Below are 13033 nucleotides of genomic sequence, written 5' to 3'. Positions count from 1 at the left end.
AAAAATCTAGTTTTCGGGAAATCAGTGAGCCTGCTTATTTATGCAGTAAGGGCTGCTTGTCAGCCCTTAAATTGACTTTACAATATTCTGATCTGAAAATTGATGTTCAAACATTTTGGAGTGGCTCACAGCATTGTTTTGAATGACAATGCCGATATTTCCCCCTCCGGCACCGAAAACGGTTTTTGATGCAGTCAGCGGACTGATGGATATGGCGCCGCCAACATTGACAACTCCGTTTCCTGATACGTTGTTTATCGTAATCGGGCAACCGCTCATTCTATTTTTTCTCCTTTCTCTCACAGTCTACTAACTATATGTACGCTGTAATATGGAATAAGATTAAACAAAACGGCAAAAAGAATCCGGCTGCTGCCAGCCGGAAAGGGAGGGGAATGGAGATGTCATAGTGTTTTCGTTACATTTTGATCAGAGTATTGAGAGCTTGAAGATTGAGAGGTACTGGATTGATTCATTTGCAGGACCATCCCTGTATTTCCCCCACCTGAGCCGTAGACGGTTTTTGATACGGTTAAAGGACTTATCGAAAACGCACCGCCGACATTGACAACCCCGTTTCCGGAAAGACTGTTAATCGTAATAGGAAAACCAGCCATCATATACGGTCTCCTTTCTATTAATCTATTTACTATATGTACGCTGTGTGTAAGAAATAGAAGTAAACAAAGCGGTAAAAACTTGTGAATCAAAAAAACTGCCGGACATCCGGCAGTTTTTTTAGTCTACTTTTCAAACGGCACCCAGCCGCCTGTATTCTGGATCATTTCCCATAACGGTTCAGGAAGTCGGTATTTCTCAATTTCAGATGCTTGAATGGCTTTTTCGATTTCCTGTTCGCGGCCTTCTTTGACCAGCACCGCCCATTCGGGGTTAATCAAAATGACACGTCCCAGAGCCACCAGCGGAATTCCGCTTTCTAATACGGCAAGCGCTTCGTCCGCGGTATAGATGGAACCGACGGCCATCAGCGGCACTTTATGACCGACGCGTTCGTTTAATAAATCCATCCGCGTCCGTGAAGTATCCGCCCCGCGGCGGGCTTTGGAATTGACATCCATCAGTGAAATATGCAGATAATCCAAGTTCTCTTCTGCAAGCGCGTCGGCGAGCATGAATGTTTCTTTCATTGTAAGCCCCGGTGTTTCCGGCTCTTCCGGTGACAGACGGTAGCCGAGAACGAATGGATTTTCAGCGTGTGTATCAATTGCCTGTTTGACAGCGTCAACGACTGCAAGCGGGAACGCAAGGCGCTTTTCATCGCTTCCGCCCCAGCGGTCTGTGCGCCGGTTTGTTTTCGGTGAATAAAATTGGTGAATCAGGTACCCGTTTGCCCCGTGAATTTCAACACCGTCAAAGCCGGCTTCAATCGCTCTGCGTGTCGCTTCGCCGAATGCTTTCACGATGTGCTCAATTTCTTGTTCGGTGAGAGCCCGGGACGTTTGTCTCCCGTCTTCTTCTGAGCCGCTCGGACTGACGACGTCGTTGTTTGGCACGAGTTCAGGAGGGCATTCCAATCCTCCGTGGTGAATCTGCACAACGGCTTTCGCTCCTTGAGACTGGATCGCCTGAGCGAGTTTTTTCAAGCCGGGAATGTGAGAATCATCATAGATGCCGGGCTGGCCTGGAAACGCTTTGCCGTCCGGCGTTACGTTTGCACATGCCGTAATGACCATGCCCATTTCTTTTGAACGGGGAGTAATGTAGCTTAATTCACGGTCGGAAATCGTTCCGTCATCATTTGATGAATAGTGTGTCATCGGCGCGACTGAAATACGGTTTGGTATGGTGACGCCGCTTTCGAACGTAAAAGGTTCAAACAGCGGTTTATAAGTTTGCTTCATCATTTCGCCTTCTTCCTTAGGAGTTTAACTCGTCCGTATTCTAGCTTATGTTTTAATTGTGTGCAATTATTTTGCTTGTTCTTCTTCCTGAGGTTATGACCGGCTGAACCATTTAAACGAATGAAACGGTTTTCTCCGTTCCTTTTCAGGATCTTTATATCCTCCTGAAATTTGATGGCCGATCGAGCTGAATATGACAGCGGCGGCGAAGAGGAGAATGATTTTTTTCATATGCATATCTTCTTTCTTATCTTTCACAAGGTTATTTATAAGCATACGCTTGTGCGAAAAAACCGTCAATTTGTTTTTATTTATTCTTTTTTCCACTTTCCTGCGGCGAATATCGTTCCGATCTGAATCACAACACTTAACAGAGCGCACACTGCCACAACTGTGTTGCTGTCCATAGAAGACACCCTCCTTTTTGTTAGGTTGATGTATCATATGACAGCTGTCTCTGTTTTGACAAAACCGTAATGCGGTGTTTCATATTTTTCAACACAAAAAGGGCGCTTTTTTAAGCGCCTTTACTTTTTTTTCAGCCGGTTCAAAGCGATTTGAACGGCGATGGCGTCATCCAGGTAGCCGATCGGAAACATGTAATCCGGAATGACGTCGGTCGCTAAAATATAATACAGCAGCGCGCTCCCGAGAATCGCGCGGTCTTCAGCCGGTGTTGATTCATCCATATACCGATGATGCATGTTTTTCAAATGATCAATAAAAGGGCCGACGCTTTCTTCATTGTCCATTTTCTTTTGAAACTCATCGCAAATCAGGCGATGGCCCTGCTGGGTTTTGGCATATTGTTCATATCTGGTCAGTTCGCGCTCGATTTGCTCCCGGGAAAAAGGCTGATCAAACATCTCGGCCATATTCAGCATATCCTGAATCGCGTGCATCGGGTCTTGCGGCGCCGCTTCTTTTTCATGGCCGATGTCTATGCCTGACGCCTCAAGCAATTCCTCCAGCGGAGTGCGGAGATGTTTTGAAAATTCCTGAAGATGCTTTAAATTGGCCTTCTGCTTGCCGTTTATAATCCGGGAGATGGTGGCCGTATCAATATTTGTTAAGGCGCCGAGTTTTCTCATGGAGAGCGAGTGCTTATCAAGCAGTGATTTTAAAAGGGGCCCCAGTGTCTTATTTTTATTTTCTGTCAAGGGTGTCACCTCGTTTCCGCCGGAATGATGATCATTAATCAATAATTTTTGCAGAAAAGGTACCTTTTCTGTGCGGCTGAATAGGATAGTGTAGATTCAACGGCACAACATGTTGAAAAGACATCAAAGAATGGAGAGAAACGAACATGGCTTGGTTATTGATTTTAGGTTTGGCAGTGTCCTCGAGCATTGATAATTTAGGAGTGGGGATGTCATACGGCATCAGAAAAATCAAAATATCGCATGCGTCGAATATGATGATCGCTTTTATCTGTTTTGTATTCAGTTATATCGGAATTTATTTCGGCAAATGGATTTCAGCCGTTTTACCGGGCTTTCTTCCTGTATTGCTGGCGGCGTTTATTTTATCTGTCATCGGTATCCGCATCATTCTGCTGGCTGTGCCGAGAAAAACAGCGCGTGTTGGCGCGTCAGGAAAAAAAGGCCGTTTTGCCGGTCTGCTGCAAAATCCGGAGGCAGCGGATGCCGACGGTTCGGGAGAAATCGGTATATTGGAATCCATGGTTCTCGGGGTGGCCGTATCCGCAAATGCGCTGACCAACGGATTAAGCGCGGGTTTGATCGGGCTTTCTCCCGCTGCCATTTCCATCACTGCGGCGGTCGGAAGCTTTTTGACCATATGGGTCGGCTGCTCGCTTGGAAAAAAAGCCGCATCATTGCGCATCGGTTCTTTTCACGTCGGACAGTTCAGCACGGTGCTGAGCGGAGTGATTATTCTCATCATTGCTGCCAATACGCTGCTCTTTTAAGTTGTCCCGTTCATTTTATGAAAAGCTCAAAATAAATATGAATGTTTCTATTCGGGAGAGCGCATGACGCGGCTCTCTTTTTTTTGCCGATCTGATATTTTTTCAAAATGAACAGAAAGTCGTCCGTTTCCGTTAAATTCTGCATATTCGGCCTTCAGACAGAACCTTTTTCATAGACTGATCAGCTTGTTTTCTTTCTAAGTTCAGGTAAACAGCAGGTCAGATAGCCTTCATTCCAAATATGGAAAAGCGCTGGAGGAATGGAGGCTCCCTTTACAAATCGGCCATTCTGTTCAAAGATAAAGCCGAATGAGAAAACGTGAGGTGATCTGTGTGAAGTCTGTCATACTTCTGATCTTCACCGCATGGCTGTTATCAGGCTGCGAGTATACCGCGGAGGCTGATGCGGCGCCGTCATTTACACAGGAAGGAACATTTATAAAAGCGGCTGGAAACGATACGATCGCGGTCGAAATTGACGGAGAAAGGCAAGAGGTGAAGGTGCCTTTCGCTAAGCGGTTTGAATGTCAGTCTCTGCCTGAACATACGGCGGTGCAAATCACCTATAAAAAAGAGAGCAACGGACAATTACGGCTTGAGGAACTGAAAAAAGAAACAGATATGTGAAAACGGGGAGGAAAAAACGTGGGTTTACTGACAAAAAGCGCTGCTGCCTTCGGTGCCGCTCTGCTTCTGCTTGCGCCGTCTGCTTATGCAGCTGAACCTTTGCAAGGGAAAACCATTTATATCGATGCCGGACATGGCGGAGAAGACAGCGGGGCCGGCGGAAATGGACTGCTTGAGAAAAACATCAATTTAGCGGTGTCAAACAAGGTGATCGCCAAATTGGAGACAGAAGGCGCAAAACCTGTAGCTTCAAGGACTGACGATACTTTTTTACGTTTGGACGAGCGGGTGGCGAAAGCAAGCGCCAGCCAATCCGATTTATTCGTCAGCCTCCATACGAATTCAGCCGTCTCAACGGCATCGGGCACGGAAACGTATTTTAATTCGACATATGAAGGAGCAGACAGCGAAAGGCTTGCTTCCGACATCCAGCAGCAGCTTGTCACGTCTTTAGGGATGAGGGACAGAGGCGTAAAAGAAGCTCCTTTTTATGTCATTACATATTCAAAGATGCCGAGTGTGCTGGCTGAATTAGGTTTTATCACAAATCCTCAAGATGCGGACAAGCTGAAAAGCGATAACGACCAAGAGCACGCCGCTGACGCCGTTGTAAACGGAATCGAAACCTATTACAGCGGACAGTAATGATAAAATATGTGTAAATAGCGCCCTCCTTGTGTGCATAACGATTATAATAGAGAAAACCGATGACAAACACCTGAGGTGACACATATGACGAATATTTTTGCCCACCGGGGGGCGTCGGGCGACTGCCCTGAAAATACGATGCCTGCATTCAAAAAAGCGATTGAGGACGGGGCTGACGGAATCGAACTTGATGTACAGATGACAAAAGACGGCCGGATCGTGGTCATTCACGATGAAACCCTCGACCGCACGACGTCTTTGAAAGGATTTGTGAAAGATACGGCGTATGACAAAATCAGAATCGCCGATGCCGCCGGAAAATGGAAAGATGCTTTTAAAGGTGTCAGAATTCCGCTTTTGTCAGATGTGCTGCGTTTTGCGGAACGTGCTGATTTTCTGATAAACATTGAGCTGAAAAACAGTGTATTCCGTTACGAAGGAATGGAAGAAGAAGTGATTAAAAAAGTCAGATATTACGGACTGGAAAAGCGCGTTATTTTTTCTTCATTTAATCATGAGAGTCTCGCGGTTTGCCACGCCCTGGCACCTGAAATTGAACGGGCGGTGCTGACAATGGATGTACTGTACCGGCCTGAACGGTATCTTGCCGCCATTCCCGCTTCGGGTTATCATCCGAAGCTCGGTACGCCGGCGGTGAGCGCTGAAGTGATCAAACATCTTGCAAAACACCAAGCGGCGCTCCGTCCGTTCACCGTCAATCGTCCTGAGGATATGAAGCAGCTGATGAAAGCGGGAGCAGACGCAATTTTTACCGATTATCCAAAGCTGGCTGTTTCTATAAAAGAAGAATGCCGCAGCTGAGAAGACTGTTCAGACAGTCTTCTTTTTTTATGGGCGGGAAAAAGGCGGTGCACTCATAACTCGGTCAGCCGGTTCATATATTGTAACAGGGCGTTTTGTGTAAGCGTTATCTTTTATCTTATTGAAAGTGAGGCAAAATTGTGGGAAAAACGGTTATCGTCAGTGCGGCAAGAACGCCGTTCGGAAAATTTGGCGGCGCATTAAAAGAGGTAAAGGCAGCCGAGCTTGGCGGCATTGCCATAAAAGAAGCAATCAAGCGCGCCGCTATCAGTGAAAGCGAAGCGGAAGGAGCGGTGATGGGAATGGTCGTCCAGGCGGGTGCCGGGCAGATTCCGGCACGGCAGGCTGCAAGATATGCCGGGCTTCCGTGGTCCGTTCCGGCTGAAACCATTAATAAGGTCTGTGCATCAGGGCTCAGGGCCGTTACCATCTGTGATCAAATGATTCGGGCGAAAGATGCGAACGTGCTGATTGCAGGCGGAATGGAAAGCATGAGCAACATCCCGTACGCCATTCCGGCCGGTCGCTGGGGTGTGAGGATGGGGGACGGGGTGTTTCAGGATTTAATGGTTCATGACGGGCTGACCTGTGCGTTCGACCAGGTGCATATGGCTGTCCACGGAAGCACTGCGGCCAAAAAGTACGGCATTTCCCGGGATGAACAGGATCATTACGCTCTTTTGAGCCAGAAACGTGCGGCAGAGGCGGCTGAAGCGGGCAAATTGCGTGAAGAAATTGTCCCCGTCACCTGGATCGGCAAAAAGGGTAAACAGCATACTGTTGAAGCGGATGAGGGGCTGCGTCCTGATACGAGCCTTAAGCAGCTTGCAGCGCTCAAGCCAATTTTTACAGCCGACGGAACGGTTACAGCCGGAAACGCTCCCGGTGTAAATGACGGGGCCGGAGCATTTGTGCTGATGTCAGAGGAAAAAGCCGCGAAGCAGCATGTCAGGCCGCTCGCAGCGATACTTGGCTTTGCGTCAGTCGGACTGGAAGCGTCCGAGCTGGCAAGCGCGCCGGGAGAGGCCATCAGCCGGCTCTTGACAAAAACCGGACTGTCCGTTGACGATATTGATTTGTTTGAAGTAAATGAAGCATTTGCGTCCGTCGTGCTGGTGAGTGAAAAAATAGCCGGGTTCAGCCGGGAAAAAGTGAATGTAAACGGAGGGGCAATCGCGTTCGGCCACCCGATCGGCGCAAGCGGAGCGAGAATCATCATGAGTTTAATATACGAATTAAAGCGTCGCGGAGGGGGTTTAGGCGTAGCTGCTATATGCAGCGGAGCGGCTCAAGGAGATGCCGTCCTGCTTGAGGTGTACTGATCAAAGGAGGGAGCGCCGGATGAAGATGAAAACAATCATGGTCGCAGGTGTGGGTCAGATGGGAGCAGGCATCGCGCAGACGGCTGCAGAAGCCGGGTTTGCCGTCAAGTTATACGATTGGGAGCCGGAAACGGTAACAAAAGGTCTTCACCGCATAAAGACAAACCTGGAGAAAGAGCAGGCAAAAGGACGGAAGTCACAGCAGGAGACAGATGCCGTTTTCAGCCGTATTTCCCCGGCAGAACTCACAGAAGCGGAAGATGCTGATTTTATAATTGAAGCTATTGCCGAAAACAAAAAAGCAAAAGCAGAATTGTTTGACACACTTGATAAAATCTGTCCCCCTCATGCCGTATTGGCAAGCAATACGTCTTCTCTTCCCATTACAGAACTTGCCGCGGCCACAAAAAGGCCTGAAAAAGTAATCGGCATGCATTTTATGAATCCGGTTCCTGTCATGGAGCTTGTCGAGGTCATCAGAGGACTCGCCACATCGGAAGAAACGGCGGAAACAGTAAAGAAGCTTGCCGTCCGGATGAATAAAACCCCTGTCGAAGTCAATGACTTCCCGGGCTTTATATCTAATCGCATATTAATGCCGATGATTAACGAAGCCATTTATTGCCTTTACGAAGGAGCAGCTTCAAAGGAAGCGATTGATGCGGTGATGAAGCTCGGCATGCGGCACCCGATGGGTCCTTTAACATTAGCTGACTTCATCGGGCTGGATACGTGCCTTTCCATTATGGAGGTTCTCTATGCGGGGCTCGGAGATCCGAAATACCGCCCATGCCCTCTGCTCAGAAAATATGTCAGCGCCGGCTGGCTCGGCAAAAAAAGCGGGCGCGGTTTTTATGAGTACGGCAGATGACGTAAAGATCATGAGGGGAGACGGCAGCCATGCATTTTACAGAAGAGCACATCATGATGAGAAAAATGGTGCGTGATTTTGCCCGCAAGGAAATCGCGCCGGTGGTTGAGCTCATGGAATCAACAGATGAATTTCCGGAGCGGCTGATTAAAAAAATGGGCGAAGCGGGATTGATGGGCATTCCCGTCCCGGAAGCTTACGGCGGGGCGGGTGCTGATACAACATCTTACATTTTAGCGATTCATGAAATATCAAAAGTCAGCGCGGCCGTCGGCGTCATTTTATCCGTCCACACATCGGTAGGGACAATCCCGATTTTGCATTTCGGGACAGAAGCCCAAAAACAAACGTATATTCCGAAGCTGGCAGCGGGCGAATATATTGGGGCATTTGCGCTTACTGAGCCTCAATCCGGATCTGATGCGGGAAGCCTGAAAACAACGGCCGTGCGAAAAGGCGGTTCATATATTCTGAACGGTTCAAAAATCTTTATTACAAACGGCGGAGCGGCAGATCTGTATCTGACATTCGCCATAACCGATCCGGGTAAGGGGAGAAAGGGGATTTCAGCGTTTATCGTTGAAAAAAACACACCCGGTTTTTCTATCGGAAAAAAAGAAAAAAAGCTCGGATTGTTAGGTTCCAATACTGTCGAATTACAGTTTGACCAAGCGGAAATTCCGATTGAAAACCGGCTCGGCGAAGAGGGCGAAGGCTTTTCAATCGCCATGAAAAACCTTGAAGTCGGACGGATCGGCATAGCGGCTCAGGCGCTCGGGATTATTGAAGCGGCGCTCGGCTGCTCGGTGGAGTACGCCAAAACCCGCAGCCAGTTCGGCAGACCCATCGCTTCGAATCAGGCTGTTTCATTTAAATTATCTGACATGGCGACGAATGCGGAAGCTGCCAAATTATTGGTCTATCATGCTGCTGATCTGTATCAGCGAGGGCTTCCGTGCGGAAAAGAAGCATCTATGGCGAAGCAATTCGCGTCCGATGCGGCGATGAAAGCGGCGGTGGAGGCTGTGCAGATTCACGGCGGTTACGGCTATATGAAAGAGTATCCCGCGGAGCGTTTATTTCGGGATGCGAAAGTTACGCAAATTTATGAAGGAACCAATGAGATTCAAAGGCTGATTATTTCTAAGTATCTTCTTCAATAAAAAGTGCGCAAAGGAGCGAAACCATGGAATCTTATTCTCCCGGTTTAGATGGCGTCATTGCGGTGGAAACGGGGATTTCTTTCCTGGATACACAGCAGGGCAGTATTTTAATCAAAGGCCACGATCTGATTGAGCTTTCTAAAACGGCCGGCTATATGGACATTGTTCATCTCTTATTGGAAGACAGACTTCCTGATGCGAAAGAGAAGGCAACGCTTGAAGAAGACGTTCGGCGCGGCGGACACCTTCCCGAGGAAATCTTGCACATATGCCGTCTGCTGCCCGAACATACTCACCCGATGGACGGACTGAGGACGGGTTTGTCCGCGCTTGGAGGCTTTGACAAGGACATCGATGACCGTTCATCTTCTGTAAATCAGCACCGTGTACGCGGACTGATAGGCAAAATGCCGAATCTGACGGTCAACAGCTATCGAGTCATCAACGGGCTGGAGCCTTTGGCGCCGGTCGGAACCTTATCATACAGCGCAAACTTTTTATATATGATTACCGGAAAAACGCCGTCATCTTTGGAAGAAGAAATCTTCGACCGGTCGCTTCTTTTATACAGTGAGCATGAATTGCCGAACTCAACGTTTACGGCCCGTGTCATCGCTTCGACGCAATCGGATATTTACGGCGCTCTGACCGGAGCCGTCGCCTCGCTTAAGGGAAATCTTCACGGCGGCGCGAACGAAGCGGTTATGTACATGCTTGAGGAAGCGAAGGATGCAGACGGGTTTACACAATTATTAACTCAAAAACTCGCAAACAAAGAAAAAATCATGGGTTTCGGCCACCGTGTCTACATGAAAAAAATGGACCCGAGGGCGCTCATGATGAAAGAAGCGTTAAAAAAGCTGTCTGATCTTTCAGGTGATTTCCGTCTTTATAATATGTGTGAAGCCGGCGAAACCGTCATGCGGGAGAAAAAGGGCCTTTATCCGAATTTAGATTACTACGCAGCGCCGGTCTATTACATGCTCGGCATCCCAATACCGCTGTACACGCCTATATTCTTCAGCGCACGCACGGTCGGCCTGTGTGCCCACGTCATTGAACAGCACAGCCGAAACCGGCTTTTCCGCCCGCGTGTCCGCTATACCGGAGCGCGCCTGTAAACAGATGAGAAAGGAAGATGAAAACATGACAGAACCCCGCCGAATGGACGCTGTAATCGAAGAGATTTCTGACTACGTGCTCCATCAGGAGATTGACAGTTCAGAAGCTTTCGCTACGGCAGGACATGTGCTTCTTGATACGATAGGCTGCGGAATTTTGGCGCTCAGCTATCCCGAATGTACAAAGCTGCTCGGCCCGATTGTCCCGGGAACCTCCGTGCCCAACGGCAGCAGAGTCCCGGGCACGCCTTTTGTTTTAGACCCGGTCACGGCTGCTTTTAATATCGGCTGTATCAACAGGTGGCTCGATTATAATGATACGTGGCTTGCTGCGGAATGGGGTCATCCGTCTGACAATCTCGGAGGCATATTGGCTTGTGCGGATTATATATCCAGAGTGCGGATTTCAGAAGGGAAAGAACCGCTTATCGTGCGCGATGTGCTTTGCGCAATGATCAAAGCGCACGAAATTCAAGGGATTCTCGCTTTGGAAAACAGCTTAAACAGAGTGGGGCTTGACCATGTGCTGTTTGTGAAAGTGGCGACTGCGGCTGTTTGCGCGCAAATGCTGGGCGGCTCAAAAGAGGAAATCAATAACGCCGTATCTCATGCCTGGATTGATAATTCAAGCCTCAGAACGTACCGTCATGCGCCGAATACCGGATCACGCAAATCATGGGCGGCCGGCGACGCGACGAGCAGAGGCGTATATTTGGCCCTTATGGCGCAAAAAGGTGAAATGGGGTACCCGACAGCTCTGACCGCATCTGGGTGGGGATTTCAAGACGTATTATTTAACCGGCAGGAAATAAAGCTTGCCCGCCCGCTTGGGTCTTATGTGATGGAGAATGTTTTGTTTAAAGTATCCTACCCGGCTGAATTCCATGCCCAGACAGCGGCGGAATGCGCGGTCAGGCTTCATCCGGAGGTGAAAGACCGCATCGAAGACATTGACAGGATCACGATTATGACGCATGAGTCGGCAATCCGGATTATCGATAAAAAAGGGCCGCTTCACAATCCGGCTGACCGGGATCACTGCCTCCAGTACATTACGGCAATCGGGCTGCTTTTCGGAGATATCACGGCGGATCATTATGAAGAGGAAACGGCGTCTGACCCGCGAATTGATACATTGCGGAGCAAAATGGAGGTGACGGAACACAAAGCGTACTCAAAAGATTATTTAGACCCGAATAAGCGATCCATATCAAATGCCGTACAGGTGCATTTTACAGACGGCACGGCTACGGGACGGATTGAATGTGAATACCCGCTCGGGCACCGGTTCCGCAGAAAAGAAGCCGTTCCGAAGATTCTTGCCAAGTTTTCAGCAAACATCAGTACTCATTTTTCATTGAAGCAGCAGCGTAAAATCGAAGAGGCCTGCGAACATAGCGGCCGAATGCAGAAGCTCAGCGTTAGTGAATTTATGGACTTATTTCTCGTATAAAATAGGAGGGTGACAAACATGACGTGGATCGTCAGCAAGCAGTCGTCTCAAGAGGAGCTTGCAGAGCGGTTCCGTACGCTGATGGCAGCGCCTGATCTATTGCAGATCCCCGGCGCTCACGATGCGATGGCCGCTCTTATCGCCAAAAAAACGGGGTTTTCGGCTCTTTATTTATCAGGCGCGGCTTACACGGCGAGCAGAGGGCTGCCCGATTTAGGGATCATCACGTCGGCGGAAATGGCTGAACGGGTTAAAGATCTGGTCCGCTCGTCTGATCTGCCCGTCCTTGTCGATATTGACACGGGTTTCGGAGGAGTGCTGAATGCCGCCCGGACGGCGAAAGAAATGTATGAAGCGCGCGCGGCCGCCGTCCAGATGGAGGATCAGCGCCTGCCGAAAAAATGCGGACATCTGAATGGGAAGCAGCTCGTGCCGATTGAAGAAATGGCGCAAAAAATCCAAGCGGTCAAGCGGGCCGCGCCGACTCTTCTTGTTGTTGCGAGAACAGACGCCAGACAGCAGGAAGGATTGGAGGGGGCATTAAAAAGGGCGTCCGCTTATATAAAAGCGGGTGCTGACGCTGTTTTTCCGGAAGCGCTCCAATCCGATAGTGAATTCAGAGCGTTTTCCAAACAAATCAGTGTGCCGATTCTTGCAAACATGACTGAATTCGGAAAAACGCCGTATTACAGTGCTGATGAATTTTCCGATATGGGCTGTCAGATGGTCATTTACCCGGTCACGTCACTCAGAACGGCGGCCAAGGCTTTTGAGCGTATTTTCCGCCTTCTGAAAGAAGAAGGCTCGCAAAAAGAGGGGCTTTCGGATATGCAGACGAGAAAAGAATTATATGAAACGATCGCTTACGATGACTATGAAGAACTGGATCAATCCATTGCCAAAACAATACTGCCGGACGACTGAAAAAGCCCTTTTTTTGCAAGGGCTTTTTTTACAGCTTTTTTTTCCTGAACCGCGGGCTGACTTGATTGCGTTTCCGATCTCTGTACAGAATAAACCCGGCCAGAACATAAAGGCCGAACAAAAAAAACGCCAATCCGGCCGCCCCCTGAAGAAAAAGGGACGGAAACGGGGAAAACGCATGCCCGAATAATGCATCTCTCATCAGCTTAATGCCGAGCGCCGCGACAGCGCCGGGGAGGACCAGAATCAAAAGCGCAACAAGCCGGCTCATATTCAGAAAACCCCTTTAC

General features: G+C 48.9%; 16 protein-coding genes. 10 read left to right on the top strand and 6 right to left on the bottom strand.

Features of this window, described 5'->3' with window-relative positions:
* Window positions 1-66: 66 nt before the first annotated feature.
* The 5 genes from SB847_RS07400 to SB847_RS07380 all read right to left on the bottom strand — a co-directional run bounded on the left by SB847_RS07400 (window position 67) and on the right by SB847_RS07380 (window position 3022).
* A complete protein-coding gene (locus SB847_RS07400) occupies window positions 67-279 on the bottom strand; it encodes a spore germination protein (RefSeq protein ID WP_038459145.1) in 213 nt (70 codons plus the stop codon).
* Window positions 280-404: 125 nt separating this feature from the next.
* Entirely contained in the window at window positions 405-617 is a 213-nt protein-coding gene (locus tag SB847_RS07395; RefSeq protein ID WP_007408362.1) for a spore germination protein, read from the bottom strand.
* Between the two features lie 126 nt (window positions 618-743).
* Window positions 744-1862 carry an NADH-dependent flavin oxidoreductase gene (locus tag SB847_RS07390; RefSeq protein ID WP_032863662.1) on the bottom strand — a complete coding sequence of 373 codons (1119 nt, stop codon included), beginning with the start codon at window positions 1860-1862 and terminating at the stop codon, window positions 744-746.
* A gap of 93 nt (window positions 1863-1955) precedes the next feature.
* Window positions 1956-2093, bottom strand: coding sequence for a hypothetical protein (locus tag SB847_RS07385; protein ID WP_014470646.1), 138 nt, complete (start codon window positions 2091-2093; stop codon window positions 1956-1958).
* Window positions 2094-2389: 296 nt separating this feature from the next.
* Window positions 2390-3022: a helix-turn-helix domain-containing protein gene (locus SB847_RS07380; protein WP_130570806.1), complete on the bottom strand. Its 633-nt coding sequence runs from the start codon at window positions 3020-3022 to the stop codon at window positions 2390-2392.
* Window positions 3023-3168: 146 nt separating this feature from the next.
* On the opposite strand from SB847_RS07380, the gene ytaF reads away from it, so the two are divergent.
* The 10 genes from ytaF to prpB all read left to right on the top strand — a co-directional run bounded on the left by ytaF (window position 3169) and on the right by prpB (window position 12743).
* Complete coding sequence (gene ytaF, locus SB847_RS07375; protein WP_017418120.1) at window positions 3169-3792, top strand: sporulation membrane protein YtaF; 624 nt, start codon at window positions 3169-3171, stop codon at window positions 3790-3792.
* 309 nt (window positions 3793-4101) lie between these two features.
* Window positions 4102-4419 carry a hypothetical protein gene (locus SB847_RS07370; protein ID WP_014721488.1) on the top strand — a complete coding sequence of 106 codons (318 nt, stop codon included), beginning with the start codon at window positions 4102-4104 and terminating at the stop codon, window positions 4417-4419.
* An 18-nt stretch (window positions 4420-4437) separates the two neighbouring features.
* Window positions 4438-5064: an N-acetylmuramoyl-L-alanine amidase family protein gene (locus SB847_RS07365; protein ID WP_410561533.1), complete on the top strand. Its 627-nt coding sequence runs from the start codon at window positions 4438-4440 to the stop codon at window positions 5062-5064.
* Window positions 5065-5151: 87 nt separating this feature from the next.
* Window positions 5152-5889 (top strand): glycerophosphodiester phosphodiesterase, encoded by a 738-nt coding sequence (locus tag SB847_RS07360; RefSeq protein WP_045208214.1) that lies wholly within the window; start codon window positions 5152-5154, stop codon window positions 5887-5889.
* 140 nt (window positions 5890-6029) lie between these two features.
* Window positions 6030-7211: an acetyl-CoA C-acetyltransferase gene (locus SB847_RS07355; protein ID WP_410561535.1), complete on the top strand. Its 1182-nt coding sequence runs from the start codon at window positions 6030-6032 to the stop codon at window positions 7209-7211.
* Window positions 7212-7230: 19 nt separating this feature from the next.
* Window positions 7231-8082 carry a 3-hydroxybutyryl-CoA dehydrogenase gene (locus SB847_RS07350; RefSeq protein ID WP_410561537.1) on the top strand — a complete coding sequence of 284 codons (852 nt, stop codon included), beginning with the start codon at window positions 7231-7233 and terminating at the stop codon, window positions 8080-8082.
* A gap of 29 nt (window positions 8083-8111) precedes the next feature.
* Window positions 8112-9245 carry an acyl-CoA dehydrogenase gene (locus SB847_RS07345; protein WP_105937532.1) on the top strand — a complete coding sequence of 378 codons (1134 nt, stop codon included), beginning with the start codon at window positions 8112-8114 and terminating at the stop codon, window positions 9243-9245.
* 23 nt (window positions 9246-9268) lie between these two features.
* On the top strand, window positions 9269-10366 hold the full coding sequence (gene mmgD / locus SB847_RS07340) for a citrate synthase (RefSeq protein WP_410561539.1): 1098 nt from the start codon (window positions 9269-9271) through the stop codon (window positions 10364-10366).
* A gap of 25 nt (window positions 10367-10391) precedes the next feature.
* Window positions 10392-11819: a bifunctional 2-methylcitrate dehydratase/aconitate hydratase gene (locus tag SB847_RS07335; protein ID WP_410561541.1), complete on the top strand. Its 1428-nt coding sequence runs from the start codon at window positions 10392-10394 to the stop codon at window positions 11817-11819.
* 18 nt (window positions 11820-11837) lie between these two features.
* Complete coding sequence (prpB, locus tag SB847_RS07330) at window positions 11838-12743, top strand: methylisocitrate lyase (protein ID WP_410561543.1); 906 nt, start codon at window positions 11838-11840, stop codon at window positions 12741-12743.
* Between the two features lie 28 nt (window positions 12744-12771).
* Here the strand turns inward: prpB and SB847_RS07325 are convergent, their stop codons facing one another.
* Window positions 12772-13014, bottom strand: coding sequence for a DUF2627 domain-containing protein (locus SB847_RS07325; protein ID WP_007408378.1), 243 nt, complete (start codon window positions 13012-13014; stop codon window positions 12772-12774).
* Window positions 13015-13033 lie beyond the last annotated feature (19 nt).

This window comes from Bacillus sp. SIMBA_026 (assembly GCF_046535335.1).
Classification (GTDB): Bacteria; Bacillota; Bacilli; order Bacillales; family Bacillaceae; genus Bacillus; species Bacillus velezensis.
Note: the sequence above shows the minus strand (reverse complement) of the source record. Positions and strands in the feature narration are given on the sequence as shown.

Coding starts and splice junctions, on each gene's coding strand:
- prpB (WP_410561543.1), top strand. CDS start 11,838: ATGACGTGGATCGTCAGCAAGCAGTCGTCTCAAGAGGAGCTTGCAGAG.
- SB847_RS07390 (WP_032863662.1), bottom strand. CDS start 1,862: ATGAAGCAAACTTATAAACCGCTGTTTGAACCTTTTACGTTCGAAAGC.
- SB847_RS07345 (WP_105937532.1), top strand. CDS start 8,112: ATGCATTTTACAGAAGAGCACATCATGATGAGAAAAATGGTGCGTGAT.
- mmgD (WP_410561539.1), top strand. CDS start 9,269: ATGGAATCTTATTCTCCCGGTTTAGATGGCGTCATTGCGGTGGAAACG.
- SB847_RS07400 (WP_038459145.1), bottom strand. CDS start 279: ATGAGCGGTTGCCCGATTACGATAAACAACGTATCAGGAAACGGAGTT.
- SB847_RS07335 (WP_410561541.1), top strand. CDS start 10,392: ATGACAGAACCCCGCCGAATGGACGCTGTAATCGAAGAGATTTCTGAC.
- SB847_RS07385 (WP_014470646.1), bottom strand. CDS start 2,093: ATGAAAAAAATCATTCTCCTCTTCGCCGCCGCTGTCATATTCAGCTCG.
- SB847_RS07350 (WP_410561537.1), top strand. CDS start 7,231: ATGAAGATGAAAACAATCATGGTCGCAGGTGTGGGTCAGATGGGAGCA.
- SB847_RS07325 (WP_007408378.1), bottom strand. CDS start 13,014: ATGAGCCGGCTTGTTGCGCTTTTGATTCTGGTCCTCCCCGGCGCTGTC.
- ytaF (WP_017418120.1), top strand. CDS start 3,169: ATGGCTTGGTTATTGATTTTAGGTTTGGCAGTGTCCTCGAGCATTGAT.
- SB847_RS07360 (WP_045208214.1), top strand. CDS start 5,152: ATGACGAATATTTTTGCCCACCGGGGGGCGTCGGGCGACTGCCCTGAA.
- SB847_RS07370 (WP_014721488.1), top strand. CDS start 4,102: ATGAGAAAACGTGAGGTGATCTGTGTGAAGTCTGTCATACTTCTGATC.
- SB847_RS07395 (WP_007408362.1), bottom strand. CDS start 617: ATGGCTGGTTTTCCTATTACGATTAACAGTCTTTCCGGAAACGGGGTT.